The sequence below is a fragment of the Wenzhouxiangella indolica genome (assembly GCF_042310355.1).
Taxonomy (GTDB): domain Bacteria; phylum Pseudomonadota; class Gammaproteobacteria; order Xanthomonadales; family Wenzhouxiangellaceae; genus Wenzhouxiangella.
The window spans coordinates 13098-36933 of sequence record NZ_JBHJMR010000019.1 but is presented as its reverse complement, the minus strand read 5'-3'; the positions used below and the strand labels follow the sequence as shown (position 1 = coordinate 36933).

At 63.3% G+C, this 23836-nt stretch carries 19 protein-coding genes and 2 pseudogenes; 8 read left to right on the top strand and 13 right to left on the bottom strand.

The features are described from left to right. Positions 1-75: 75 nt before the first annotated feature. Entirely contained in the window at positions 76-504 is a 429-nt protein-coding gene (tnpA, locus tag ACDC67_RS14660; protein ID WP_376694335.1) for an IS200/IS605 family transposase, read from the bottom strand. A 416-nt stretch (positions 505-920) separates the two neighbouring features. Here tnpA and ACDC67_RS14655 point away from each other — a divergent pair, with 416 nt between their 5' ends. Then, a complete protein-coding gene (locus ACDC67_RS14655; protein WP_376694334.1) occupies positions 921-3002 on the top strand; it encodes a hypothetical protein in 2082 nt (693 codons plus the stop codon). 325 nt (positions 3003-3327) lie between these two features. On the opposite strand, the gene ACDC67_RS14650 is transcribed toward ACDC67_RS14655, so the two are convergent. The 7 genes from ACDC67_RS14650 to ACDC67_RS14615 form a co-directional block, all read right to left on the bottom strand. Continuing rightward, a complete protein-coding gene (locus ACDC67_RS14650; RefSeq protein WP_376694332.1) occupies positions 3328-5385 on the bottom strand; it encodes an oxidoreductase in 2058 nt (685 codons plus the stop codon). Positions 5386-5991: 606 nt separating this feature from the next. Beyond that, positions 5992-6939, bottom strand: coding sequence for a DnaJ C-terminal domain-containing protein (locus ACDC67_RS14645; RefSeq protein ID WP_376694330.1), 948 nt, complete (start codon positions 6937-6939; stop codon positions 5992-5994). A gap of 689 nt (positions 6940-7628) precedes the next feature. Further along, positions 7629-10271, bottom strand: a complete 2643-nt coding sequence (locus ACDC67_RS14640) for a serine/threonine-protein kinase (protein ID WP_376694328.1) — start codon at positions 10269-10271, stop codon at positions 7629-7631. A gap of 3 nt (positions 10272-10274) precedes the next feature. Then, positions 10275-10817: an ECF-type sigma factor gene (locus ACDC67_RS14635; protein ID WP_376694326.1), complete on the bottom strand. Its 543-nt coding sequence runs from the start codon at positions 10815-10817 to the stop codon at positions 10275-10277. Positions 10818-11864: 1047 nt separating this feature from the next. Continuing rightward, a complete protein-coding gene (locus tag ACDC67_RS14625; RefSeq protein ID WP_376694323.1) occupies positions 11865-12293 on the bottom strand; it encodes a putative toxin-antitoxin system toxin component, PIN family in 429 nt (142 codons plus the stop codon). Beyond that, entirely contained in the window at positions 12283-12534 is a 252-nt protein-coding gene (locus ACDC67_RS14620) for a type II toxin-antitoxin system Phd/YefM family antitoxin (protein ID WP_376694321.1), read from the bottom strand. Before ACDC67_RS14620 ends, ACDC67_RS14625 begins: the two co-directional genes overlap by 11 nt. A gap of 761 nt (positions 12535-13295) precedes the next feature. Then, positions 13296-13793, bottom strand: a complete 498-nt coding sequence (locus tag ACDC67_RS14615) for a GNAT family N-acetyltransferase (protein WP_376694319.1) — start codon at positions 13791-13793, stop codon at positions 13296-13298. A gap of 161 nt (positions 13794-13954) precedes the next feature. Between ACDC67_RS14615 and ACDC67_RS14610 the strand changes: the two are divergent. Further along, positions 13955-14119, top strand: a pseudogene (locus ACDC67_RS14610) (DUF2061 domain-containing protein); the annotation flags it as partial. Positions 14120-14395: 276 nt separating this feature from the next. On the opposite strand, the gene ACDC67_RS14605 reads toward ACDC67_RS14610, so the two are convergent. Together ACDC67_RS14605 and ACDC67_RS14600 are read right to left on the bottom strand one after the other, a co-directional pair. Continuing rightward, the gene (locus ACDC67_RS14605) at positions 14396-14608 is read right to left on the bottom strand and encodes a ribbon-helix-helix protein, CopG family (RefSeq protein WP_376694317.1); all 213 of its coding nucleotides are present in this window, start codon (positions 14606-14608) and stop codon (positions 14396-14398) included. Then, the gene (locus ACDC67_RS14600; RefSeq protein ID WP_376694316.1) at positions 14605-15024 is read right to left on the bottom strand and encodes a putative toxin-antitoxin system toxin component, PIN family; all 420 of its coding nucleotides are present in this window, start codon (positions 15022-15024) and stop codon (positions 14605-14607) included. The genes ACDC67_RS14605 and ACDC67_RS14600 overlap by 4 nt, the downstream gene beginning before the upstream one ends. Before the next feature lie 69 nt (positions 15025-15093). Here ACDC67_RS14600 and ACDC67_RS14595 point away from each other — a divergent pair. Beyond that, a pseudogene (locus ACDC67_RS14595) lies at positions 15094-15367 on the top strand (helix-turn-helix transcriptional regulator). A gap of 206 nt (positions 15368-15573) precedes the next feature. Here the strand turns inward: ACDC67_RS14595 and ACDC67_RS14590 are convergent. The 3 genes from ACDC67_RS14590 to ACDC67_RS14580 all read right to left on the bottom strand — a co-directional run bounded on the left by ACDC67_RS14590 (position 15574) and on the right by ACDC67_RS14580 (position 19334). Next, the gene (locus tag ACDC67_RS14590; RefSeq protein WP_376694314.1) at positions 15574-17652 is read right to left on the bottom strand and encodes a putative bifunctional diguanylate cyclase/phosphodiesterase; all 2079 of its coding nucleotides are present in this window, start codon (positions 17650-17652) and stop codon (positions 15574-15576) included. 150 nt (positions 17653-17802) lie between these two features. Continuing rightward, positions 17803-18651 (bottom strand): nucleotidyl transferase AbiEii/AbiGii toxin family protein, encoded by an 849-nt coding sequence (locus ACDC67_RS14585; protein ID WP_376694312.1) that lies wholly within the window; start codon positions 18649-18651, stop codon positions 17803-17805. Then, a complete protein-coding gene (locus tag ACDC67_RS14580; RefSeq protein ID WP_376694310.1) occupies positions 18648-19334 on the bottom strand; it encodes a type IV toxin-antitoxin system AbiEi family antitoxin domain-containing protein in 687 nt (228 codons plus the stop codon). The genes ACDC67_RS14585 and ACDC67_RS14580 overlap by 4 nt, the downstream gene beginning before the upstream one ends. 35 nt (positions 19335-19369) lie before the next feature. Between ACDC67_RS14580 and ACDC67_RS14575 the strand changes: the two genes are divergently transcribed. From ACDC67_RS14575 to ACDC67_RS14555, 5 genes are all read left to right on the top strand, one after another. Further along, positions 19370-19504, top strand: a complete 135-nt coding sequence (locus tag ACDC67_RS14575; RefSeq protein ID WP_376694308.1) for a hypothetical protein — start codon at positions 19370-19372, stop codon at positions 19502-19504. A gap of 58 nt (positions 19505-19562) precedes the next feature. Beyond that, positions 19563-20486 (top strand): glycosyltransferase family 2 protein, encoded by a 924-nt coding sequence (locus ACDC67_RS14570; RefSeq protein ID WP_376694306.1) that lies wholly within the window; start codon positions 19563-19565, stop codon positions 20484-20486. Positions 20487-20557: 71 nt separating this feature from the next. After that, complete coding sequence (locus ACDC67_RS14565) at positions 20558-21661, top strand: nitroreductase family protein (RefSeq protein WP_376694304.1); 1104 nt, start codon at positions 20558-20560, stop codon at positions 21659-21661. Further along, the gene (locus tag ACDC67_RS14560) at positions 21658-22593 is read left to right on the top strand and encodes a lysylphosphatidylglycerol synthase domain-containing protein (RefSeq protein WP_376694302.1); all 936 of its coding nucleotides are present in this window, start codon (positions 21658-21660) and stop codon (positions 22591-22593) included. The genes ACDC67_RS14565 and ACDC67_RS14560 overlap by 4 nt, the downstream gene beginning before the upstream one ends. Further along, the gene (locus ACDC67_RS14555) at positions 22590-23828 is read left to right on the top strand and encodes a polysaccharide pyruvyl transferase family protein (RefSeq protein ID WP_376694300.1); all 1239 of its coding nucleotides are present in this window, start codon (positions 22590-22592) and stop codon (positions 23826-23828) included. Before ACDC67_RS14560 ends, ACDC67_RS14555 begins: the two co-directional genes overlap by 4 nt. Positions 23829-23836: the final 8 nt, after the last annotated feature.

The following is a 23836-nucleotide window of genomic DNA, read 5'->3' as shown; positions in this document are numbered from 1 at the left end:
TGTCAACGACCACCGGCTAAAGCCGGTGGCTTGCTGTTACGGCTCAAAGCCGGATCGATCGGCCGTTCGGCCGATTTACACCACCTCGAAGTCATCGTCCGGCTCCGGAGGCTGTTGATTCTTGATGTACTCCTTCCAAACGTCGTCGGTCACGTTGCCGCTTGTCGCCACCCAGTAGCCCCGGGCCCAGAGGTGCTGGCCCCAGTAGCGCTTCTTCAGCACCCGGAACTCCGATAAGAGCTTGTGCGAACTCTTGCCCTTGAGATACTGAACAGCCCGAGATACCGACAGCTGAGGCGGAATCCCTATCAGCATATGCACATGGTCCCGATTGATCGAACCCGCGTAGATGATCATCTCCTTGCTCATCGCTATGCTGCGTAGGAGTTCGCGGCACCTCAGCCCAACGTCACCGCCCAGAACCTGATAGCGATACTTGGTCGTCCAGACCAGGTGATATTTGCAATCCCAGACCGTGTGGCTACCGCGTTTGTAGTCCTCCATCGCCTCACACTACCATCCATCGCCTAAAGGCGAGGGAGTTACGGATCCCCTATCGGGGACTTTAAACGCGAAGACGCTAAGACGCTAAGAAAGGTAAAAAAAAGAGCAAGAAAATTGAAACAGACAGTCGACCTGGGTACCGCGTGAGCAGAGCGTGTTCTAGTCTGAAGCGTCGACCGTCGGGGATGCGACCCCGACCTGCACGGGTCACGTTATCAGTTTCAATCTTTTTCAGTTTTCTTTGCGTCTTCGCGTCTTTGCGTTTCAAAAATTTTGATTTTGACTTCCCCGGCACCGGAGCATCCTAGAGCTCCGCAGCTAAACGGGCGCCTTCGGCGATGGCGCTGCGTGTCTTCGGATTCACCCATCCTGCGTACTCCTCCATAGGGACTCACCGTATTGGAGGCTTCTAAGCTATGCATCTGAAGAAAAACTGGATTCTGGGCACGGGACTGCTGTTGTCCACTGCCGTCATTGCCGTTCAACTCTCGCTGGTCGGCGAGGTCTCGGCCGCTAAGGCCGTGGACGCACCGGCTACGAGCCGAGCCGGAGAACGGGTGGCCGCCCACCAGCCCGTTCGCGAGGCCGACGTCCTGGCGCGAGAGCAGCTCTGGACAAGGGAACGGCAAGCGGCACCGGAGCCGAACTACAGCGAATGGAATGACGCCGCCGCGCGGGGAACAACGGTCTCCGTCGGGCCCGGTTGCGACTACGAGAATCTTCAGGACGCCATTGACGATGCCGTTACCGGAAGCATCTCGGGCGAGATCGGAATCCACAAGGACTACCAGGCGTCCGGCCCGTACGTGATCATCCCGAATGGCAGCGGGCTTTTGCAGGCGTGGCTGATGGGCGGGTTCCCCGATTGCAACGTCTCGAACCCGGACAATACCAGCGGCCGAACGACCCTGAGTGTCACGGGCGGCGGGCGACCGATCACGGTCAGCTACAACGCCGGCCCATCCGACCCCTTCTCGGCTGTCCTGCTGGAGAACCTGGTGCTTACCGGCGGCGATACACAGCTGGGTGGCGGCCTGCGGGTCGTCGGCCGCCCCGGCCTTCTGACGACCATCCTGTTCAACACGGAAGTATCCGGCAATCAGGCCGGAAGTGGCGGCGGCATCCAGTTGTCGGCACCACTGGACTGGCTGGTTCCCGACCCGACGAACCCGCCTCTTCCCATGCTGTTCCTGGACGACAACAGTCATGTGATCGACAACGTCGCCTCGAACGATGGTGGCGGCATATGGTGCGGGAGCAACGCCGAACGCGACTATGCGATGACGCTGGTTCGCTCCGGCTCGGGCCTGATCTTCAGCAACGAAGCTGAACGTGGCGGCGGCGTTTTTCTCTCCGGCTGCAGTTTCGCTTTGCGCAATGGTGGCCCCACCGCTCTCATCGTTCCGGCCGGCGGTGTGTCATTCAACACCGCCTCCGTTGCGGGCGGAGGCGTGTACGCCGAAAACAGTGCTTCCGGATCGATCTCTGCCCTGAGCTCCGACGAGTTTGGCGGAGATCCGGAAAGCGCGGGAATCGTAGCCAACAACGAGGCGCCTGAGGGCGGAGGCATCTTTGCCACTGGTGACGACACCAACGTCTTCGGTATCCAGGCCTACGTCGTCGACAATACTGCGACAGGCACGAGCGGGGCCGGTGGCGGTATCCAGGTGGAAGAAGGGGCCTTGGTGCATTTTATCGCGATGGAGGGCACCGGTGCCTGTACGCCCCGTTCAAGTAGCGGCGGCGTGACCACCGCGCCGCCATGCAATCGCCTGGAAGACAACCATGCCGAGTATCGGGGAGGCGCAGCCCAGGTTCTAACTCGCGGAAGGCTGATCATTGAGAGGGCCTACATCAGGGGCAACACGTCTGTCTCCGAATGGGGAGAAATCATCGACGCCTTTGGCGGCGTATTCTCCAACGAACCGGTGGAAGTCGATATCTCGAACAGCTTGATTGCCGGCAACGGCAGTGGGGGCATCATGCTCCATGCCGACACGAACTCCGACTTCACCGTTCGCTGGTCGACGGTTGTCGACAACGACGTGGGCGACGGCGCAAGCCTATTCCATGTGCGCGCGCCAGGAAATCGGGAAACCGTCCTCAACATTTACAGCAGTATTGTATGGGACGACGACGATGAAGCCATGGTGATTACCACCGGAGACGGGGATGTAACCGCTGCTGCCGACTGCGTCATCGGATACCGGGCAGTGGAAGACACCGACCTGACCAACGTAAGCTACTACAGCCAGATCGATCCGGAGTTTCAGGACGCCGGGGCAGGAGACTATCGTCCCGGCCCCAGCTCTCCGGCCATCGACTACTGCGATGATTACCACACACCACCTGACCGTGACCTGGACGACCGCGCTCGGGGAGAGAGCTACCCCAACCCCATTACCGCGCCCCCCGACCCCGTACCCAACGGCATCTATGACCTGGGGGCCTTCGTGATCGTGATCGATCGCATGTTCTCGGATCGCTTCGAACCCTGATCCTGGGACGACAAAAGGCTGCATACGCCGGGGCCGCATCCCCGACGGACGATCCATTTGTCTTGTTGATGTTGGAAAACCTTTTAAACGCGAAGACGCAAAGACGCTAAGAAAGATAAAAAAAGAGCAAGAAAATTGAAACAGACAGACGACCTGGGTAGCGCATGAGCAACGCGTACTCTAGTCTGAAGCGTCGACCGTCGGGGATGCGGCCCCGACCTGCGCGGGTCACGTTCTCAGTTTCAATCTCTTCCGGTTTTCTTTGCGTCTTAGCGTCTTTGCGTTTCAAAGATTTTGATTTTGACTTTCCCCGCACCAGAGCCCCCTAAAGCTCCGCAGCTAAACGGGTGCCTTCGGCGATGGCGCGTTTGGCGTCGAGTTCGGCGGCGATGTGGGCGCCGCCGATGACGTGGGTATTGATGCCGGCCGCTTCCAGCGGCTCGACCAGTTCGGTGCGCGAGAGCTGGCCGGCGCAGATGATCACGTTGTCGACTTGCAGCAGCTGCGGCTTGTCGTCGATAGTGATATGCAGGCCCTCGTCATCGATGCGTTCGTAGCTCACGCCGCCGAGCATGTTCACGCCGAATTCCTTGAGTGACTTGCGGTGGATCCAGCCGGTGGTCTTGCCCAGGCCCTTGCCGTGCTTGGTGGTCTTGCGCTGCAGCAGGTAGATCTCGCGCGCGGGCTCGTGGAACTTCGGCTCGAGACCCTCGACGCCACCGCGGCGCTCGATCGACATGTCCACGCCCCACTGCTCGAAGAATTCTTCCGCCGTGGGCTCGTCCGGATCCGGTCGCGTCGGGACCTCGCCGTGGACCAGGAACTCCGACACGTCGAAACCGATGCCGCCGGCGCCGATGACGGCCACGCGCTTGCCGACCGGTTTGTCGTGCAGCAGCACGTCGATGTAGCTGAGCACGGAGGGATGATCCTCGCCGGCAATGCCCGGTTCGCGCGGGACCACGCCGGCGGCGACGATGACCTCGTCGAAGCCCTGCTTCTCGAGCGCCGCGGCATCCACCTTCGTGTTCAGGCGCAGGTCCACTTTGTGCAGCTCGATCTGGCGCCCGAAGTAGCGCAGGGTTTCGACGAACTCTTCCTTGCCGGGGATGCGCTGGGCCATGTTGAACTGCCCGCCAATACGGTCCATGGCCTCGAACAGCACGACTTCGTGGCCGCGCTCGGCCGCCGTTGTGGCCGCCGCCAGGCCGGCCGGGCCGGCGCCGACGACCGCCACGCGCTTCTTCTTATCCGTCGGACGGATGACCAGTTCGGTCTCGTGGCCGGCGCGCGGGTTGACCAGGCAGGACGCCTTCTTGTTTTCGAACACGTGATCCAGGCAGGCCTGGTTGCAGGCGATGCAGGTGTTGATCTCGTCGGCGCGTTTGGCGCGCGCCTTGTTGACCCATTCCGGGTCGGCCAGGAAGGGTCGGGCCATCGACACCATGTCGGCGTCACCGCGCTCGAGCACTTCCTCGGCGGTGTGCGGCATGTTGATGCGGTTGGTGGTCACCAGCGGGATTGAAACGGTGTCGCGGAACTTGCGCGTGACCCAGGCGTAGCCGGCGCGCGGCACCGAGGTGGCGATGGTTGGGATACGCGTCTCGTGCCAGCCGATGCCGGTGTTGATGATGCTCGCGCCGGCGGCTTCGATCGCCTTGCCCAGCTCGACGACTTCTTCCCAGCTGTTGCCGTCTTCGAGCATGTCGAGCATGGACAGGCGGTAGATGACAATGAAGTCGCTGCCGACCGCTTCGCGCGTGCGGCGCACGATCTCGACGGCGATGCGCATACGGTTTTCGAACGAACCACCCCACTCGTCCTTGCGCTTGTTGGTGCGCGGCACCAGGAACTGGTTGATCAGGTAGCCTTCCGAGCCCATCACCTCCACGCCGTCGTAGCCGGCGTGCTGGGCCAGATTTGCCGCGCGGACGAAGTGGCGGATCTGCTTTTCGATGCCGCCGCTGGACAGCGCTTTCGGCTTGAAGGGATTGATCGGCGCCTGGATGGCCGAGGGCGCGAGCGAAAACGGATGGTAGGCGTAGCGCCCGGCGTGCAGGATCTGCATGCAGATGCGCCCGCCGGCTTCGTGGACGGCGTCGGTCATGCGCCGATGCCGCCGCGCCTCGAGCTTGTTGGTCAGTTTCGAAGCCAGCGGCGCCAGCGAGCCACGCCGGTTGGGCGCAATACCCCCGGTCACCATCAGCCCCGCCCCACCCTTCGCGCGCTCGACGAAATAGGCCGTCAGCTTGGGCCAGTTCCACAACCGATCCTCCAGCCCGGTGTGCATCGAACCCATCAGGATGCGGTTGGGCAATGTGACGTGCCCGAGATCGAGCGGGCGGAAGATGTTTGGGTAGGCGGCGGGGGTGGATTCGGTCACGGCATACTCTGGCGTACGGGGGAGAGGCACCATTATGCATTGACAGAAGGTTTCAGGGTTCGGGGAAAGACGGTTTACGGTTTACGGTTTACGGTTTACGGTTTACGGGTTCCGGGTTCCGGGTTCCGGGTTCCGGGTTCCGGGTTTCGGGTTCCGGGTTTCGGGTTTCGGGTTTCGGGTTTCGGAATACATGCTAGCGGCATCCGTAGGATGTGTGGAGGCGAAGCCGCAACGCATCAGCCGCGCCGGACGGGAGCCGATGCGTTGCGCTGGCGCTCCACGCATCCTACGACCAGGCACGCCCGGTCAGGCGTCCGGCATCGGCCAAGGCAGCCGTAGGATGCGTGGAGGCGGAGCCGCAACGCATCAGCCCACGCCAACCAAAAGCCGCCGCATTGCGCCAGCGCTCCGGCATCGGCCAAAGGCAGCTGAAGGATGTGTGGAGGCGAAGCCGTAACGCATCAGCCGCGCCGGACGGGAGCCGATGCGTTGCGCTGGCGCTCCACGCATCCTACGACCAGCCCAGCCCCGATAAGCCAGTGCGGCAAAGCCGCCCCGCCTAGCCGGCAAAATGCCGCCGGAAACCGGAACTGTGAAAACCGCGACCTACATCCGTTCGCGCACCTTTGCACCGCTGGCCTCGGCCAGCTCCTGGTAGAGCTCCCGCTCCCGCTCGCTCTGCGGCTTCGGAACCACGACCTTGAGGTTGACGATCTGGTCGCCGGCGGGCTTGCCGGGCAGGCCGCGGCCTTTCAGGCGCATGCGCTTGCCGCTGGACGAGCCGGCCGGGATGTTGAGGTTGACCTTGCCGCCCAGGGTGGGCACGCGCACTTCCGCGCCCAGGGCGGCTTCCCAGGGGGCCACCGGCAGGTCGATGAGCACGTTGCGGCCGTCGAGTTCGAACAGCGGGTGCGGGGCGATCTTCACTTCCATCAGCAGATCGCCGGCCGGGCCGCCGCCGGGGCCGGGCTCGCCCTGGCCGGAAAGGCGGATCTTGCGCCCGGGGGTCACACCGGCCGGGATGTTGACGTCGAGATTCTGCCGCTTGCCTCCGCGGTCGAGGGTGATGCGCCGCTTGCCGCCGTTGAAGGCGGTGTCCAGGTCGATTTCGACGCTGGCGGTGATATCGCGGCCCTTGGCGCTTGCCTGGCGGCGCCCGCCGCCCATACCGCCACCCATGCCGCCGAGACCGCCGCCACCGAACAGGGTCTCGAAGAAGTCGCTGAAATCGCCGAAGCCGCCCATGCTCTCGCCACCGTGGGCGCTGCGAGTTCGCGTGCCGCCGCCAAATCCGCCGTCCCAACCCGGCGGCGGTCGGAAGTCCTCGCCGCCGCGGTAACCGCCGGCGCGCAGCTGGTCGTACTGCTTGCGCTTCTCGGCGTCCTTGAGCACCTCGTAGGCCTCGCCGACCTCCTTGAAACGGTCTTCCGACCCGGATTCCTTGTTGCGGTCGGGGTGATACTTGCGCGCGAGCTTGCGGTAGGCGCGCCGGATGTCGTCGGCCGAGGCGTCCGGCTCGACGCCCAGCGTCTTGTAGTAGTCCTTGAATTTCATGCTTGCAGTCGCCCGGAAGGATTTGTATTCGCTGTCTCTTGAATAAGGGTGAACGGGGGAAAGTCAATGTCTTCCGGCGGTTTCCGGTTTCCGGTTTCCGGTTTCCGGTTTCCGGTTTCCGGTTTCCGGTTTCCGGTTTCCGGATTACGGATTGCGGATTGCGGATTGCGGATGGCGTTCGGGGTTGGTGGTTTCGTAGGATGTGTGGAGCGGTAGCGGAACGCATCGGCTCCCGGTGGGCATGGCTGATGCGTTGCGGCTTCGCCTCCACGCATCCTACGGATGGCGGGTTACGGGTTACGGGTTACGGGTTACGGGTTACGGATGGCGGATGGCGGATGGCGGATGGCGTTCGGGGTTGGTGGTTTCGTAGGATGTGTGGAGCGGCAGCGAAACGCATCGGCTCACGGTGGGCATGGCTGATGCGTTGCGGCTGCGCCTCCACGCATCCTACGGATCAGGGGCACGGATCACGGGGCACGGGGCACGGGGCACGGGGCACGGATCACGGGGCACGGTCGACGGTTAACGGGTGACGGATGGCGTTCGGGGTTGGTGGTTTCGTAGGATGTGTGGAGCGGTAGCGGAACGCATCGGCTCCCGTGTGGGCGTGGCTGATGCGTTGCGGCTTCGCCTTCACGCATCCTACGAGTTGAGGCCGCTGCGTTGCGGTCTTGCCTTCGCGCTTCCTACGGGTTGAGTTGCTCGAAGCGGGTGACGGCGGGGTGGTCGGGGTTCATTTCCTTTGCCAGGCGGTTGACCAGGTTTCGGGTCTTTTCGCTCTTTGCGCCTTCGGGGGACTCGGCGGTGGCGAGTAGGGCCTCGGCTTCGGTGATTCGCCAGCCGCCCAGGCCGAGTTGGCGCCGCAGGTCCAGGCATTGCCCGGCCCGTTCCCGGGCTTGGTCGGCGTGGCCGCGCTCGAGGGCGTGGCGGGCGCGTTCGCAGGCGAGGACCGAGAGCGCCGAGAGCGCCGAGCTTCCCGCCGCCTCGGCATCGGCCGCCAGGGCCTCGTAGGCTTCGGGGTCGACCGCTTCGCCGAGGCGCCGCTGCACGTTGAGCACGGCCAGGCGGGTCTGGATGCTGTAGGGATGGGTCGGGCCGAGCAGCCCGGTCATGATGTCGCGCGATTCGGTATAGCGCTCCAGCGCTTGCTCCAGGCGCCCGCGGGCCTCGGCCAGTTCGCCCAGGCCGAGCAGCGCGGCGGCGTAGTCCGGCGTGTCGTCGCCGATGAACCGGGCAAAGACCTCGCGCGCGCGCTCGAGATGGGTTTCGGCTTCGTCGAGCTTGCCGCGCACCACCAGCATCCGCCCCAGGCTGAGCTGGGCGGCCGCCATGGCGCCGGACGGGCCGTATTGTTCGCGGCGGATGTCGATGACGCGTTTCAGGCGCTGCTGGGCTTCTTCGAGGCGCCCGAGGCGTTCGAGCACGGTGGCGAGGTTGGCGGTGACCGACAGGCCGTCGCTGGAGTCGCCGCGTTCGAGCGCCAGCCACAGCGCCTCGGCCGACTCGAAATGGCGCGCGGATTCTTCGAGCTCGCCGCCCATGAGCAGGGTCACCGCCAGGTTGTTCTCGGCCCGCGCCATCAGCGGACGCGGACCGGCGGAAACCTCCAGCGCCAGGTCGCGGGCACGACGCAGGTCGGCCACGGCCCGATTCCACTGGCCCAGGTCGCGGTGCAGGCGCCCGCGGATCTGCAGCGCATCGGACAGGCGCGCCGGGTGTGCGCCCGGCAGCGACTCGAGAATCTCCATCGCCTCATCGGCCGCCGCCAGACCTTCCTTGACGCGCCCGCGCCGGTGGTGCACCTGCGCCATGTCAAGCAGCGCGATGGCGTGCAGCAGGGGATTCTCGGTGCCCTCGTCGCCGGCGGCAAAATCGGCCAGCAGGGGCTCGGCCGCGGCGTAGTCGTTGAGCGCGATCATGATCTCGCCGAGCACGGCGTTGACCTGCTGGCGAAGATCCGGGTCGTTGGCCAGCCATTCCCCGGCTACTTCGGCAGTACGGTCGAGCAGCTCGCGCGCGGTCATGTCCTCGGTGTCGTCGGAGAGACTGCCGACCTCTCGAAACAGCAGCGTGAGGTGTTCGCGCAGCGCCTTGGAACGGGCGGCCTCCGCTTGTGCCAGATCGCGTTCGACCGCGGCCACGCGCGCCTGCCAGACCACCGCGGACACGCCGCCGACGAGCAAGACCACGGCCAGCGCGCCAAGTGCGGCCCCGACCGTGTGGCGGCGTGCCCACAGGCCCAGGCGCTCGAACATGCCGCTGCGCCGCGCACGAACGGGGAGGTCATTCTCCAGCCGATCGATGTCGAGCGCCATGGCGTTGACCGTGGCGTAGCGCATGGCCGGATCGGTGTGGGTGGCGCGCTCGATGATGGCCTCGACATCGCGCAGGCGATGAAAGCGCCGCCAGCCCTGCCCGGGCGATGCCTGGCCGGGTGACGCGGCGCAGTCGCCGTGGACCAGCCAGTTGAGCAAGGCGCCCAGGCCATAGATATCGGCGGCGGTCGAAACCGGCTGCCCCTCGAGCACTTCGGGCGCGGCATAGCCGGGGGTCATGGCCGCCGGCAGATCCTGCTGCATGTCGCGGTCGAGCAGTCGGGCGACGCCGAAGTCGAGCAGGCACACACGTCCGCTGTCGGTCACCTTGAGGTTGGCCGGCTTGATATCGCCGTGGACGATCAACTCGCGATGGGCGGCGGCGACTGCCTCGCAGGCTTCCTTGAAGACCCTGAGCACTTCGCTCGGGCCGGGTTGCCGCCGGTCGCACCACTCGTCGAGGTTCTCGCCCTCGACCCAGTCCATCACCAGGTAGGGGCGCCCGTCATCGCTGACGCCGCCGTCGAGCAGGCGCGCGATGCCGGGGTGGTTCAGGCGGGCCAGGGTCTGACGCTCGAAGGTCAGCAGCCGGGCCAGGTCATCGCTGAAGCCGCGGATAAGCTTGACGGCCACCTGCATGTCGAAAGCGCCGTCGGCGCGCTCGGCCCGGTAGACCGCGCCCATGCCGCCGGTCCCGATCGGCTCGAGCACGCGCCAGGGGCCCAGGCGGGTGCCTGGCTCCAGCGCGCGATCGTCGCGGCTCATGCGTGCATCGAGCGCGTCACCGACCATCGGCTGGGCGGATTCGTCGAGCAGGCCGCCGGGTTCAGTGCTGGCAGCGTGCAGGCGCGCCAGCCAGGCACCCAGGCGCGGCGCGCGGGCGCGGATGCGCTCGAGCGCGGCGCCGCGCTCGGAAGACGGGCGATCGAGCAGTTCGTCGAGAAGCCGGTCGAGCAGTCGTCGACGGGCGGGCGTCAGGCGTCCGGCAGGCTTGCGTTCAGGGGCTTCGGGCATGCCTCAGCCCTGCATTTCCACCAGCAGCCAGGCCCGCGCACGCTCCCAGTCGCGCTGGACGGTGCGCACGGAAATATCGAGCATCTCGGCAATCTCCTCGGCCGTCTGTCCGCCGAAAAAGCGGGCAATGACCACCTCGGCCAGGCGCGGGTTGGCCTCCTCGAGCCGGGCCAGGGCCTCGTCGATCTGCAGCACGGTTTCCTCGCTGCCGCTGGGCGCGCCGGCGAGTTCTTCGTTGAGACTCAGCGGGGTCTGGCCGGAACCGCGCTTGGCCGCGAGCTTGCTGCGGGCGTGGTCGACGATGAGCTGGCGAATGGCCAGCGAGGAAAGCCGCTTGAGGTGCATGCGGTTGCGAATGTTCTGATCGGCGCTGTTGCGCAGTTTGAGGAAGGCTTCGTGCACCAGCTCGGTGGTCTGCAAGGTCGGCGTAGCGCCGAAGCGCGCCTGCTGGCAGCGAGCGACCTCGCGCAGGTCGTCGTAGATGAGGGGCAAAATCTGATCGATGGTTTCAGGCTGCTCGCGCAGCTCCGAAAGCAGCCGAGTCACCTCCCCTTCCGAAATGACGTCCTGCGTAGTTGACACGATGGCAACCGATTTTTCGTTGGAGTAGTGATGTGCAGTGTGCCACATTCCGGCTTAATGGGAGCTTAAGAGCGACGGTTGGCTGGTTGGCTGGTTGGCTGGTTGGCTGGTTGGCTGGTTGGCTGGTTGGCTGGTTCGGCAGCGTGGGCTGCGATGGAGGCTGCAAATGCCTCATGCGAAGGCGCGAGGGCCGCGGAGCTTCGTCGGATGCGTGGAGCGTGAGCGCAACGCATCGGCTCCCGGTTGGCGTGGCTGATGCGTTACGGCTGCGCCTCCACGCATCCTACGGAAACGGTTGGCTGGTTGGCCGGGCGGCTGGTTCAGCCGCGTGGGCTATGGTGGGGCTGAATCGGCGCTGGAAACGCTCCACGCGAAGCTGCGAGGGCCGCGGAGCTTCGTAGGATGCGTGGAGCGTGAGCGCAACGCATCGGCTCCCGGTTGGCGTGGCTGATGCGTTACGGCTGCGCCTCCACGCATCCTACGGAAACGCTTGGCTGGTTGGCTGGACGACTGGTTCGGCCACGAGGGCTGCTGTGGTCGGGCTGAATCGGCGCTGGAAACGCTTCACGCGAAGCTGCGAGGGCCGCGGAGCTTCGTAGGATGCGTGGAGCGTGAGCGCAACGCATCGGCTCCCGCTTGGCGTGGCTGATGCGTTGCGGCTGCGCCTCCACGCATCCTACGGATGGCGGATGACGGATTACGGGTGACGGATGGCGTTCGGGGTTGGTGGTTTCGTAGGATGTGTGGAGCGGTAGCGGAACGCATCGGCTCCCGGTGGGCGTGACTGATGCGTTACGGCTTCGCCTCCACGCATCCTACGGATGGCGGATGACGGATTACGGGTGACGGATGGCGTTCGGGGTTGGTGGTTTCGTAGGATGTGTGGAGCGGTAGCGGAACGCATCGGCTCCCGTTGGGCGTGGCTGATGCGTTACGGCTGCGCCTTCACGCATCCTACGAGGCGGGTTGTGGGGTTGGCGGGTTGGCTGGGCCGCGTGGACTTCGGATATTTCAGGGCTTGGGTGTGGAGTGCAGATACGAGGCGGGGGTGATGATGGGGATGCCCCGGAATGGGTGGAGTTCCAGCAGGTCCCGGTCACCGGTGATCAGGACACTTGCCTGACCGCTGACGGCCAGGTCGAGAAACTTGTTGTCCGACGGATCTCGGCAATCCGAGAACCGATGGGTGATCGGGGGCATATCCACGATACGGCCCAGCAGGCGCATGAACTGCTGGCGCTCGTCCAGGCTGAGATAGCGGTCGAACTTCGCCCGGCCAAGCACTTCTGCAAGCTCCGCAAGCGTTTCGGAGGACGCAAGCAGGCGGCCGTGTCGAACGGCATGAGACAGGGCCCTCGCCGGCGCCGACTGAGGCGCCAGGAGTCGGCTGATAAGGATGTTGGTATCGACGACGACCGTCAGCGGCCGTTCATCGGTCATCGGCGAGCAGTTTCTCGAGGTCGTCTTCGGTCAGGCCACGTTTTCGGGCCGCTTGCGCCATCGCATCACAAAAATTCTCGAATTCCTGGACATTCAGCCCGTGCAGACGCTCGTATTCGCGCGTGGAAAGGACCACCGCGACTTCCCGGTTCTGGCGCCTGATCGTCACCGGTTCGTGCTGCGCGGCGTCGAGTATGGCCGCGAATCGCTGCTTGGCTTCGGTGGACGAGACGTGCTTCATGGCGGCAACCTTCGATTGATTCGTTCCATTATGGACAAATTGGACAATTTAATCAAAAGGCGCGAGGGCCGCGAAACTTCGTCGGATGCGTGGAGTGTGAGCGCAACGCATCGGCTCCCGCATGGCGTGGCTGATGCGTTGCGGCTGCGCCTCCACGCATCCTACGGAAACGGTTGGCTGGTTGGCTGGTTGGCTGGGTGGCTGGGCGGCTGGATCGGCCGCGAGGGCTGTGGCGGGCTGAATCGACGCTAGAAACGCCTCACGCCAAGGCGCGAGGGTCGCGGAACTTCGTAGGATGCGTGGAGCGTGAGCGCAACGCATCGGCTCCCGGTTGGCGTGGCTGATGCGTTGCGGCTGCGCCTCCACGCATCCTACGGAAACGGTTGGCTGGTTGGTTGGGCGGCTGGTTCGGCCGCGTGGGCTGTGGTGGGGCTGGATAGGCGCTGGAAACGCTTCACGCGAAGCTGCGAGGGCGGTAGAGCTTCGTAGGATGCGTGGAGCGTTAGCGCAACGCATCGGCTCCCGGTTGGCGTGGCTGATGCGTTACGGCTGCGCCTCCACGCATCCTACGGAAACGGTTGGCGGGTTGGCCGGGCGGCTGGTTGGGCCGCGAGGGCTGCGTTTGGGGTGGATCGACGCTGAACCCCCCCTACGCGAGGGCGCGAGGGCCGCGAAGCTTCGTAGGATGCGTGGAGCGTCAGCGCAACGCATCGGCTCCCGGCTGGCGTGGCTGATGCGTTGCGGCTGCGCCTTCACGCATCCTACGAATCGGTTTGGCTGTTCGGGAGGCTGGCAAGGGCGTGTTCGTCGAGGCGGAAGACTGTCCAGTCCGACATGGGCCTGGCGCCTAGGCTGTTGTAGAAATCGATGGCGGGCTGGTTCCAGTCGAGCACGCTCCACTCCATTCGGCCGTAGTTTCGCGCGCGGGCGATGCCGGCCAGGTGCAGCAGCAGCGCCTTGCCAATGCCCTTGCCGCGGTGGGTTTCGCGCACGTAGAGATCTTCCAGGTACAGCCCGGGGCGGCCGACGAAGGTGGAGAAATTGCGGAAGAACAGGGCAAACCCGACCGGCTGGCCTTCCCACTGGGCGATCACGGCCTCGGCCACCGCGCCGCCGCCGAACAGCGACTCGGACAGATCGCCGGGCGTGGCCTCGACTTCGTGGGACAGGCGTTCATATTCGGCCAGCTCGCGGATAAGGTCGAGCAGCAGCAGTTCGTCGCCCGGTCGGGCGGCGCGCAGTTCGAGGCGATCGGTCATGTCGGCAGCGTCTGGTGGGATCCTGCTTTCGCATGCTACGTCAAAGGCGGGCGCGAGTCAGGCCTCCATATCCGTTCGCTATGGAAACAATCTTGATAATCACTTGTCTCAATGCACGCGAGTCATTATTGTTTCCATTCAGACCGATCAGGATCGCCCCAATGGCCAGCCGAAAAACCTTCACATTCGCCATCATGCACATGACCGTGGCCTTCGCCGTGGTCTACCTGATGACCGGCAGCCTGGCCCTGGGCGGTGCGGTGGCCATGATCGAGCCGGCGATCAACACCGTCGCGTACTTCTTCCACGAGAAGGTCTGGGAGCGCTTCGGCCTGGGGGGGACGCGCTCGGGCCCGTCGACGCAGGCCACCCGCGCCCCGGCCGACTGCCCCTTCGCCGCCAACGCACGCCCGAGCAACGACCCCATCGCACGCTGCCTGCAGTGCCAGTGGCGGGCGAGAACGGCCGCCTGAACCCCAGGGCAGAAACAGATGCGTTGCGCTGGCGCTCCACGCATCCTACGCAAATCTCACCAGTCTCCGAGGAGCACACATTCTTCGAGACCAGGCTGCCAACTCGTCTGAAGGCGAATTAGCGCCAATCTACGCCGAATCGAGTCGATCCAGAATTCGCCGCGCCTCATCGAGATCACCGTGACGCGCCATTGCCCGAAACCTGTTTTCCGCGTCGAAAGTTGCGATGGCCTGGGTACTCAACTCCTCCATCAGCTTGTTGACACTGAGCCCCCTGGCCTTGGCCAGCGATCGAAGCCTTTCTGCCGTGTCGTCCGGAAGTCGAATCGTCAATGTACTCATATCTCTAGCTCCAACGCCTGGGCCGGTGTCACCACCCGAGGCCTGTTCCATTTGAGTTCAGCGCCGCGAAAGTCGCGGAGATTGTGAGTGATGATCGCTTCTGAAGCTCCCGCGACCGCCAGTTCATAAAGGTGATTGTCTCCTTCGTCCGGAAGATTGGGCCTCCAACCGAAGTAGATTGATACCCATCTACCCACCGAAGCGAGCGAAGCAACGACCGTCAACCGTTCCATCTCTGTTGTTGCCTTGTCCCAATTGTCCCGCTTTAGTACATCCTCGTACTCCAGCCACAAGGCATTGCCGAAGAGAGGCCGAAAGTCACCGTCGAAACAGCGACGCAACACGCGGCGCGAGGCGCCACCATCAGACCTCAGCGCAGAGACGACCACGCTTGTGTCAACCACTACTTCAATCATTATTGACAGCGTATACGCAAGCATGGTTTCCTGTAAATAGAGTCCCCACCAACCGATCAGGTGATCCTGATGCCCTCAAAAGGGACGCGCGACACAGAATTCGTTCAGGCACCGGCACGCGTCAAGGTTTCGCCGGGCGAATCGGTTCGCATCCTGCGCGAGTTGCAGGAACTGAGCCAGAACGAGCTTGCGGAACGGACCGGCATCGCACAGTCCACGATTTCGGCCATCGAGAACGGACGCGTGAACCTCGGCGTTGAACGCGCCAAGACTCTGGCGCGCGCTTTCCTGCCACCCCGCCGTTCTGGTCTTTCCCGACTGGGAGGTGGACGACGCGGCGTGAATCCGGGGGCGCCATTGCGAACGGAAATGGGACTCGTAGGATGCGTGGAGCGACAGCGCAACGCATCGGCTCCCGGCTGGCGTGGCTGATGCGTTACGGCTGCGCCTCCACGCATCCTACGTGACTCCATCCCTTCTTTTCCTGAACCCTGAACCCTGAACCCTGAACCCTGAACCCTGAACCCTGAAACCTGAAACCTGAACCCTTCAGTCCACCAGGTCCGGCCGTCCGTAGTACCAGCCCTGGGCATAATCGCAGCCGACGCTGCGCACGAAATCCGCTTCGGCGGCGGTTTCCACGCCCTCGGCGGTGACTTCCATGCCCAGGTCGTGCGCCAGGTGGGTGATGGCGCGCACGATGGCGGCGCTGGCGGCATCGTCTTCGATGTGGCGCACGAAAGTGCGGTCGATCTTGAGGTGCTGGACCGGCAGCCGCCTGAGATAACCCAGGGACGAAAACCCGGTGCCGAAATCGTCGATGGTGACGCTGATGCCGGCCTCGCGCAGGCGGCCGATCTGCTTGAGCGATTCGGCGCTGTCGCGCATGAAGGCGCGCTCGGTGATCTCCACCTCCAAGCGTTCAGGGCCGAGGCCGGCGGCCTCGCCCAGGGCGAGCAGGCCCGAGCAGAAGGACGGGTCCTGCAGCTGGCTGGGTGCGGCGTTGAGGGCCAGGTTGACGCCGCTCATTCTGGCCACGGCGTGCATGGCGCGGCGATAGACCTGCTCGCCCAGGGCCGCCACCAGGCCGCGCTTTTCGGCCATGGCCACGAAGCGGTCGGGCGAGAGCCAGCCGTCTTCCCAGTGATACCAGCGCGCCAGGGCCTCGACCGCCACGCGACGGCCGTCGCTCAAGGACACGATGGGCTGCAGGGAGACCTGGATCTGCTCGCGCTCGATGGCGCTGCGCAGCTCTGTCTCCAGGTAGCGGCGGGCGCGTGCGGCCTCGGTCAGCTCGCGCGTGTAGCGGGCCCAGCACCCCGGCCCCTGCGACTTGGCTTTGTACACGGCCGCGTCGGCGTGGCGCACCATGTCTTCGGCCGATTCGGCATCGTCGGGAAACAGGCTGATCCCGATCGAGATCGTCATGCGCACCTGGCGCTGGTCCAGGCGCATGGGCGCTTCCATGGTGCGGCAGATCTCGTCGCTGAGGCTCTCGGCGCGTTCGCCGGCGTTCGGCCCCCGCAGCACCACCAGGAATTCGTCGCCGCCGATCCGACCAAGCACGCCCTCGCCCGAGACGAGTGAATCCAGCCGCTCGGCCACCTCCTGTAGCAGGCGGTCGCCGGCGGCGTGGCTCCAGGCGTCGTTGATGTCGTTGAAGTTGTCGACGTCCAGGTAGAGCACCGCCAGGCCTTCGCGGGCGGCAGCCGCCAGCTTGAGCTCGTCGCGCAGGGTCGAATGCAGATGCGCGCGGTTGGGCAGGCCGGTCAGTTCGTCGTAGTAGGCCAGTCGCGTGAGCTTGCGTTCGAGCTGGCGGCGCTGCGTGACCAGGCGCGCGAAGCCGTGCCACATCACGCTGCCGTCGGCGAGCTGCTCGGGCCCCGAATCGACCTCCACCCACTCCAGGTAATCGTCGCTGCGCGGTCGGTCGATCGGGTACATCCGGAAATGCTCGAAGAAAGGCTCGAGCGTCTCGGCGCTTTGCTCCACCGCCGCCATCACTCGCGAGCGGTCGTTTTCGTGGATGCGATCGAACAGCGGCATGGCGTCCTCGGCCACGCCGGCGTAGTCGGTGCCGAAGACCTCGGGAAACTTGGTGCTCGCGTACGGCATCCACAGCCGGCCGGTGCCGGCGTCGCGCTGCAGCTGGTAGACCGTGCCGGGCACGTGGCTGGCCAGGCGCTCGAGCTGGATGCGCTGGCGCGCGTGATCCGCTTCGACGGCCTTCAGGCGGGAGACGTCGAGTGCGACCCCGGCCACCATGTGCTCGCCGTTGACCTCCACCCGCCGGCCCTGGAAGTGATGCGGCGGGCTGGCGCCGCGCGAGGTGAGCACGGCCGCGTCGATGGCCGAATAGCCCTCGACCAGGCACCGCTCCAGCGCCGCCTCGACCGAGGCCTGGTCCGCTTCCTCGAAGAACTCCAACGCCGACATGCGCGCGATCGTCCCGGACTCGAACCCGGTCAGCTCCTCGAGGCGATGGTTCCACAGGCGCAGGCGCTTGCGCGTGTCGATGAGGTAGAAAATGCCCGGAATGACATCGAGCAAGAGGCCCGAGAGCTCCCGCGCATCCACGAGCTCGCCCAGACCCCGCGCCGGGCCGAATAGCTTTCCGCTGGTTGTCATCCCCTGCTGGTCCTGTTGTCCCTCAACCGCCTGCCCCAAACACGGCAGCCACCAAGCCACCGCGTCCCCTGATTGCCGCCTTAGTCAACGCCGCCGACAATAGCAGATCGTGACCGGCATCACAAAATGGCTCAACAAGTCCCTGCACAGCTACCCGGGTATCAACCGATTCAACCGGTCCCGAAACATCTCTCGCCCCCATAGCTGAAGGCTGTGCCGTTCGGATTCTGACAGGAACGGCTCAACGTCTTTAGCCGCGGCGCTCCAATCGATATCTTCGATCTTGTCTCCTAGTGCCTGTTTAAGCCAAGCAGGTTCCACGTGCACGCCACGACCCGCCCAAGCTCCGTACTGCTCCAGCGCATTGCCCAAATGCTTCAGGTTCGGCTGCACGCCACGACGGACATACCAAAGAAAATCGAACCAGTCGCGCCCCTTGAGATAGGGCCGACACAGGAGTGCATGCAGCTTCAGGGCGAAGTTGCTCGGCAAATCCTGGCTTACCACCAGAAAATCCGCCGGAAAATCCGGAAAGTGCCGCTCCCAACCCGACCCGAGCGGTGGCCTGGTATCGATCTCGAGCTTTACCCTTAACTTGCGCCCTGGCGCGCCGTCGCGAAAGCCCAATTGCAGCAGGCCCGCGAGCGAGTCGTCCTTCACCATCGTGCGGCGAACAGCGCCCTGCGCCTGCCGAGGCTCAGTCAGTTCAATGGTTACCCCGAATTCCAGCAAAACCTCTTCAATTCCCGCGGCCACGGACCGCCAGGCAAAGGAATCATCAGGCTCGATGAGGATGAAATCCATGTCCTCGGAGAATCGAGGCAACCCATACAAAATCCGTAAACTTGTCCCACCCTGAAAAGCCGCCTGCTCGAAAAAACCGTTCCGCCATAGCGCATAGAGCACCAGCTCCTGCAGAATTTCCTTGAGTGCCTGCTCCTCCGCCAGGCCATCGGCTGCCTGGTACGCGGCCAGGCGTTGTTGCAGCAGTTCGATCATGCCGCGACCTCTTCGGCCAGCCTTTCGACAATAGTTTTCATCTTCCGAAAGCGATAGACGTCGTTGTAGCGATGGATATCGGCAGCAGTCAACTTTGCGAGCCACTCCGGGTTCATACGCAAACCGCCCACAAAATCGGCCAGGGCGTCGACCTCGATCTTCAGGCAGCAACACAGGTCGAACAACGCACGAAGCGGTGCGGCAACCAGCGCAACACCGGCATCCAGTTCGTGGCGCTCGACACCGGCCAGCAACTGCCCCGGCTTCACGGCTAGCGGAAAGAACCGAAATTCACCGTAGCCGGGCACGTCGAATCGGGCGCTTCGCCGCCCGGGCGTCACGCTCCGCACCTGGCGAACAGCCTCTGGAATGCATCCGTGCCATGACAGCGCTGACTCGAACGACACGAACGAACCCGGCCGCAATGCCTGCGCAACTACAAACGAATGCGGCCGCACCCCAGAGATGGATGGTTCCAGCATGTACAGGCCGCGACTCAATCGCACCAGCTCACCCGCCTTCAGCGCCCTATTGACCAGGTTGTAGCGCCGCTGCGCCGACCCTTCAATGACCCAGGCGAGCTCACGGTCCGAAAAGATCCGCTGCCCCAGACCGGCACTCACAACAAGCTCGGACAACTTCTGCATAAAATGCAGAATACTTTCACTTAGTGAAAGTTTCAAGTATTTTATTGCCCGGTGAAGTAGCGCCGTGAGACTTGGCGCTCCGACATGCGCGCGATCTTCCCGAACTCGAACGCGAGCAGTTCCTCGAGGCGATGGTTCTAAAGGCGCAGGCGCTTACGCGCATCCATGAGCCCATCGAGATCCAGCCCCGCCCCGACAGACTGTAGCCTCCCGTCCATTTCTGTCATACTTTTAGCCTGTTCCCAGTCGAAGCACCGGCCCGCGATGAGCGCGCGAACACTGTCCATCATCATTCCGGCAAAGAACGAGGAAGGCGCCATCGGTGGGCTGGTCGAAGACATCGTCGCGCGCTACCCGGATGCTGAAACACTGGTCATCGACGACGGATCGACGGACAAGACCGCCGAAACCGCAAAGCGCGCCGGCGCCCGCGTAATCAGCCACCCGCACAGCCTGGGCAACGGCGCCGCGGTCAAGACTGGGGCCCGAAACGCGTCCGGCGAAATCCTGGTGTTTCTTGACGGCGACGGCCAGCACAATCCTGCAGATATCCCAAGGCTGCTCGAGCGACTGGATGAGGGTTTCGACATGGTCGTGGGCGCCCGCGCCACGGCAAAGTCTCACGCCAATACCGGCCGACTGATGGCCAATGGCGTCTACAACCTGGTCGCGTCGATCGTCACCGGACACACCATCCCCGACCTGACATCGGGGTTCCGCGCCGCCAGAGCCGCGAAATTCCGCAAGTACCTCTATCTGCTGCCCAACGGCTTTTCGTACCCCACCACGATCACCATGGCCTTCATGCGCTCGGGCTTTCCGGTGGATTTCATCGATATTGAAGCGGCAGCCAGGATCGGCAAGAGCCACATTCGCCCAATCCACGACGGTCTGCGATTTCTGATCATCATCTTCAAGATCGCGACGCTTTATGCGCCGTTGAAGTTGTTTCTACCGGCCAGTGCAGCGTTCTTCACGACGGGGCTTGGTTACTACCTTTTCACTTATATCACTCAGTCTCGATTCACGAACATGAGTCTTCTCTTATTCTGTGCATCGGTCATCATCTTTCTGATTGGGCTGATCTCCGAACAGATCACTTCCCTCAATTACAAGGATACGGATAGCGAGACTGGTGCACTGTCGCCTTTGAGTGGTGGCTCGACTCAAAACAAGAAGGCCGATTGACGCTTTGATCAGGCGCGGAAACACGCTCGGATGACACAAGCGACAGACCTCATTGGCACGGCGACTTTGCGATGCTCGACAAGCTAAAGGAACTAATAGAGCGCTTCGCTAGCTTTCGGGCTGTTCGGCAGACTCACTATTACCTGGTCCGATGCATGCTGGAGATCTTTGCCAGCAATCGCCTCATGGCGTCAATCTATGGAATCTTCGCATTCCCCACCTTCAACCGTGAGCAATTTGCGGTACTCAGAGGCAGACGAGACTACTACCGCAGTCTTTCGGCCAGCTCCGTTCGATCTTCCGAACTGCGGCGCAGCATTCACCGAATCGAGAAGGGGCTCAGCATGCGCCCCCTGCGCAGCCGGTTTGCAGAGAACTACATCCTGGATGCAGTCGAGCAGTATGAGAGGTGCTTGCGAGCTGGAGAACAGGCACAGGGAGGCGCGGACGAGCAGGAGTTGCGATGGGCCCGGGATGTCCTCCACCGCTATTTCCAGACCGTAGAGCTTACGCCCACCACGGAGCGTGCCCATACGCTGTTCAACCGCTTGGGCCGCCCGTCCGCGCAGACAGAAGAGCATGCGCCCTACCCCGCTGGCAGCAGGCCGAACTGTCCGATTGGGCACGACGAGTTTCATCAGCTCAGCTTGCGTCGCCGTTCGATTCGCTGGTTCCTGGAAAAGCCTGTTCCGCGACCGCTGGTCGATCAGGCGCTGGCTTCTGCAGGACTCGCCCCCACGGCCTGCAACCGCCAACCCTATGAATTCCTGATCTATGATGAGCCAGAGTTGGTCAAACGGGTCGCCTCCGTACCCTTCGGAACAAAGGGCTACGCTCAACAGATTCCGGCTCTGGCCGTGGTGGTGGGCAACCTGGATAACTATGCCAGCCCCAGGGACCGCCACGCGATCTACATCGACTCCTCCCTGGCAACCATGTCGTTCCTGCTCGCCCTGGAAACGCTTGGTTTATCGTCTACCGCCATCAACTGGCCGGATTTCGAACCGCTGGAGCTGCGAATGCAGCGGCTGCTCGGACTAGAGCCGAGCCAGCGAGTGATCATGCTCGTAGCATTCGGCTATGCCGACCCTGAGGGGCTGGTTCCGTATTCGGGAAAGAAAAGCCTGGATTTCTTCAGGTCATTCAATCGGCGGCAAGGCAAGCTGGCCAAATGATCCAATGGCATTGGATGACGCGGGCGCTGGCGGCCGTCTTCCTGTTGACTGTGGCCTACTTTTTCACGGTTACGCTTGTCGAGCACATACAGGCTACGAAAGGGGCCGGACTGGCGCCCAACCTGTACACAGCACTCTCGGTTGCCTGTTTCGCCCTCGCCGTAGTGATGTCGGCGCTGTTGTGGCGTTCAATCCTGAACCGCTCTGCAAAAGCGATAGTTCTGAATGGAATTGATTCCGTGGATGTCTATATCGCCGCGTGGCTGCTCAAGTATCTGCCTGGAAAGGCATGGTCCTATGCATACAGGGCCGCAGTCGCCCGAAGACGCGGAATAGAATTTGCCACGCTCATCAATTCTTTCACCCTGGAGACGCTGTTTCTCCTGTTGGCATCCACCGTTCCGGCTATTCCGATTGTGCTGGGCGTGGCCCTGACCGACCCTGGCATCAAACTACAGATGCTGACGCCGCTGCTGCTGCTCCTGCCCGCATTGATCCTTCTCCACCAACCCACGGCAGAAAAGCTCACGGGTATGCTGTATCGCCTCCTGCGCCAGCCAAAGCCAATGGGGACCGGCCGTGTAGAAAAGGGCTTCATGGTCGGGATGCAGGCAGCTTATCTTGGCCCCAGGGTCCTGAATGGCATTGCATTCATCCTGATCACACATTCGCTCTACGGGGTCACGCTCGACATGTGGGTGCCCCTGGTGGCCTTCTACATGCTCGCCGGCATTCTGGGATCGCTGGCGTTCTTTGCTCCCAGTGGTATCGGGGTGCGCGAGGGGGTCCTCGTGGCATTATCCATGCATTATTTCAGCCTGGAGGAAGCAGCCACGCTTGCCGTCGTTACGCGTGTCTATACACTATTCGCCGACTTGCTCCTGGCGGCGCTGCTGCTATTGCTTCGCGCACGAAATTGGAGAACACCATGAAATACGCCGTGATCGGCTCCGCGCTGTACGGCAACAAGGGTGCGTCGGCAATGCTCGAAACACTCGTTCAGGGTCTCGAGGCCCTCGACGACGACGCGCAATTCGTCCTTTTCAGTCTCTACCCGTCACAGGACGTCGAGCGCAATGATTTCGAAAATCTCAGCATCGTTCCGGCGTCCCCCCTCGCCCTGGTGCTGGCGATCATCCCGCTGTGCCTGGTGCACCGGTACATCAAACCGCTTCGGCCCTGGCTGGCCGGGCGTTCCCTGGCCGTCAGGGAACTGAGCCAGTCGCACGTCTACGTCGACCAATGCGGCATCAGCTTCAACGATGGCCGACTGACCTTTCTTGTCTACAATATTGCAGTTCTGCTTCCCGGGTTGCTCATGCGCCTGCCAATCGTCAAGGTCGCGCAGGCGCTGGGTCCGTTCAAATCCCGGATAAATCGCCTGGCGGCGAAACTGATCCTCCCACGGCTACACCATATATTTGCGCGGGGTGAGATCACATTTTCGCACTTGCAGTCGCTGGGACTGACGAACATCTCCGAAGGAACCGATCTCGCACTCGCTTTTTCGCCCACCCGGAATGCAGAGTCGCCGTGGACCGCGGCGCTGCCACAGCTTGACAATGCCGATCGCGAACTAGTAGGGATCGCACCCAGCGCCGTCGCCGCCCGGAAGGCCGCGGCGGCCAACATCGACTACGTCGACGCGATGGCCCGACTCATCGACTCGATTTCCGAGCGCGGCTACTGGCCCATACTCTTCCCCCACAGCGCGAGACCAGACTCCGAGCGTGAACACAACAACGACCTGCCGCTGTGCCGAGCCATTCATGCGGCGCTGGCGCGGCCCGACACCTGCCAACTGATTGATCAGGAGCTGACTACATCCGAACTGCGCGATTTGATCGGAACCTGCACATGCGTAGTCACATCGCGGTTTCACGCCATGGTAGGCGCCCTGGCCGTGGAGGTGCCCTGCCTCGTGGTTGGATGGAGTCACAAATACGAGGAAGTTTTGTCGCCATTCGGGCTGGAAGATCAGGCACTTGACTATCGGAACTGCGAACAACATCAGCTGACTGCCCGTTTTGATCACACGGTATCTCACAGCGCGGAAATAAGGGGCAAGCTGTCAAGAGCGCTACCCAGAATGCGCAGCCTGGCCTTTCAACAGATCAGTCTTGTACATGAGACGGCGACCATCATGGCTCCGAAACAGCACCGATAGTGGCGCAC

Coding starts and splice junctions, on each gene's coding strand:
- tnpA (WP_376694335.1), bottom strand. CDS start 504: ATGGAGGACTACAAACGCGGTAGCCACACGGTCTGGGATTGCAAATAT.
- ACDC67_RS14655 (WP_376694334.1), top strand. CDS start 921: ATGCATCTGAAGAAAAACTGGATTCTGGGCACGGGACTGCTGTTGTCC.
- ACDC67_RS14645 (WP_376694330.1), bottom strand. CDS start 6,939: ATGAAATTCAAGGACTACTACAAGACGCTGGGCGTCGAGCCGGACGCC.
- ACDC67_RS14640 (WP_376694328.1), bottom strand. CDS start 10,271: ATGCCCGAAGCCCCTGAACGCAAGCCTGCCGGACGCCTGACGCCCGCC.
- ACDC67_RS14625 (WP_376694323.1), bottom strand. CDS start 12,293: ATGACCGATGAACGGCCGCTGACGGTCGTCGTCGATACCAACATCCTT.
- ACDC67_RS14620 (WP_376694321.1), bottom strand. CDS start 12,534: ATGAAGCACGTCTCGTCCACCGAAGCCAAGCAGCGATTCGCGGCCATA.
- ACDC67_RS14615 (WP_376694319.1), bottom strand. CDS start 13,793: ATGACCGATCGCCTCGAACTGCGCGCCGCCCGACCGGGCGACGAACTG.
- ACDC67_RS14605 (WP_376694317.1), bottom strand. CDS start 14,608: ATGAGTACATTGACGATTCGACTTCCGGACGACACGGCAGAAAGGCTT.
- ACDC67_RS14600 (WP_376694316.1), bottom strand. CDS start 15,024: ATGATTGAAGTAGTGGTTGACACAAGCGTGGTCGTCTCTGCGCTGAGG.
- ACDC67_RS14590 (WP_376694314.1), bottom strand. CDS start 17,652: ATGACAACCAGCGGAAAGCTATTCGGCCCGGCGCGGGGTCTGGGCGAG.
- ACDC67_RS14585 (WP_376694312.1), bottom strand. CDS start 18,651: ATGATCGAACTGCTGCAACAACGCCTGGCCGCGTACCAGGCAGCCGAT.
- ACDC67_RS14570 (WP_376694306.1), top strand. CDS start 19,563: ATGAGCGCGCGAACACTGTCCATCATCATTCCGGCAAAGAACGAGGAA.
- ACDC67_RS14565 (WP_376694304.1), top strand. CDS start 20,558: ATGCTCGACAAGCTAAAGGAACTAATAGAGCGCTTCGCTAGCTTTCGG.
- ACDC67_RS14560 (WP_376694302.1), top strand. CDS start 21,658: ATGATCCAATGGCATTGGATGACGCGGGCGCTGGCGGCCGTCTTCCTG.
- ACDC67_RS14555 (WP_376694300.1), top strand. CDS start 22,590: ATGAAATACGCCGTGATCGGCTCCGCGCTGTACGGCAACAAGGGTGCG.